At 29.7% G+C, this 2,093-nt stretch carries 1 protein-coding gene; it reads left to right on the plus strand.

From position 1 onward, the window contains the following. Window positions 1-621 precede the first annotated feature (621 nt). Window positions 622-2,007, plus strand: a complete 1,386-nt coding sequence (locus CKF58_RS07975) for an IS1634 family transposase (protein WP_119532701.1) — start codon at window positions 622-624, stop codon at window positions 2,005-2,007. Window positions 2,008-2,093: the final 86 nt, after the last annotated feature.

Below are 2,093 nucleotides of genomic sequence, written 5' to 3' on the forward strand. Positions count from 1 at the left end.
TTTTATATATAAGTCTAGTGAAAAGACTCACATTATTAATATATTTTGGTCTATGGAATTTCCGTAGACCATTTTTTATCTCCTGTGCATGCAAATATTTGTTTATACTATTTACAGATATTTTGTGATTTATCATTTTTGTTAGTTATTAGCTGTAAATTTAATCCTACATGTTAATCTATCGATAAGTCAATTAGCTCTCTTTAATACACTTGCATAGTATAATTTACTTTGCTGCATATTCTGCTTTAAAAAGTAAAAGCTTTTAGTTGTCTCATTTCACCGTTTAATCATAACTAAGGAAGTATATATATATGAATAGCAAGAAATTTCAATGATGATATTTTTAATATTGATGATTATGTTCCACATAATCATCCAAAATATAATCGTGTATTCAGAGCTGAAGGATATATACATTTAGTTTACAAAACGTTTGATCAAAAGACTAATACTTTTAAAAGAGAAAAGAAAATCATAGGTAAATAGGTTAAAGATGGAGATAGAAAATTCTTTATTCCGAATATTAATTTCTTTAAACTGTTTCCAGAAGCCGCTGCTTTCAGTAAATCTCCAGTCATAAATCTTCATTTAAATAGTAATCAAGACAACGGAATTTCAATGCGCGATTTAATAATCGCTCATACGATGGATAAAATCGGCTTAACTGAAGATTTACAAAAAATTCGCCCTGACGAGTGGAAATTAGACTGCGGTGTAATTATGTATAAAGTCGCTAAACCTGATAGTAGTTTAGAAAAAGCCTATACCTATTTTAAGCAAACTAATATTCCTGATCTAAAAATTACCCAAACCACAATATCACAAGTATATACATCTTTTAATAAAAGACAATTAGATACATTCCTTAGTTTACGTAATAATCGTAATCAAGACGCTAAATTTATAAGTTTAGATAACACTGCAATTAATACTGGAGCTAAAGATATTATCTATACAGCATATGGTCATAATAAAGATAGCAAAGCTGCCTCTCAAGTTAACTGTCTAGTTACAGTTAACAATCAAACAGAGCTTGCTAGTAATTACCGTATTTACTGGGGTAATATTAACAACCTAACTGCGGTTAGAAACATGGTGCAGGATAATCCAGAGTTCAATAACCATAAGTTTGTCATAACAATGGACAGAGGTCTCCACTGTAAGGAAAATATCGAATTTTTGGCAGAAAAAGGTGTGGATTTTATTACAGGTTTATCTAAGCGTAGCGCCTTATTTTCCCAAGCTTTAGAACGAGTAAATCTCATACGAGAAACTCCTGATCAAGTATATGAAGGTGCTGCTATAGGAGAAACAGAACTAATCTTAGATCAAGATCAAAATTTTAAAGTACGAGCAGTTGTTCTATTAGATCATCAGCAACGTGGTGAACAAATTGCAACTCTAAGTAATCGCTTTTCTAAGATAAAAAAGAAGCTGTTAAAACAAGTTAATAAAGAGCAAATACTCAATAGTAGACAAAGATCTAAATACCGTTGTTTTTATTTAAAACAAGAAGATAACTCACAATTAAGTCTTGAAATAGATAATGAAAAATATTTCCAAGATTATAATTTATGTGGTTTTTATGTGCTAATAACAACCGATTTTGATAGTCCAATGTATGAAATTATCAGACAATATCGTAATAAGGATATGTTTGAGAAATTTTATTTTAACAGCCCAGAAGACGCTATAAGTAGAATAGCTGAATTACCTAATCATGCTTCTCTAGATGGTATATGCTTTTATATGTTTAATGCTTCTATTGTTCGTTTATATATGAACAACGTAAGATCAAGCATCATCAAACAAAAGCAAGACTATCATAATAATAAAAGTTTAGCTACTATTCTTAAAGAATTAACTCGACTTAAAGCTATTAGACAACCAAACGGTAAATTTGAAATTCCTGAACTTAAAACTGAATATAGAAATCTAATAGAAGCTTTAGGATTAGACTTGCAAAATCTATCTAATGTAGTTCCAAAAATCTTTCAAGAATAAGCTTCTGTAAAATTATCCCAAAAATATCCCTAAAAAAAGTGTCGATTTTAGTCACGCAAACGCGGGCTAAAATCGACACTTTTTTT

Source organism: Psittacicella hinzii, assembly GCF_003585935.1.
Lineage (GTDB): Bacteria > Pseudomonadota > Gammaproteobacteria > Enterobacterales > Psittacicellaceae > Psittacicella > Psittacicella hinzii.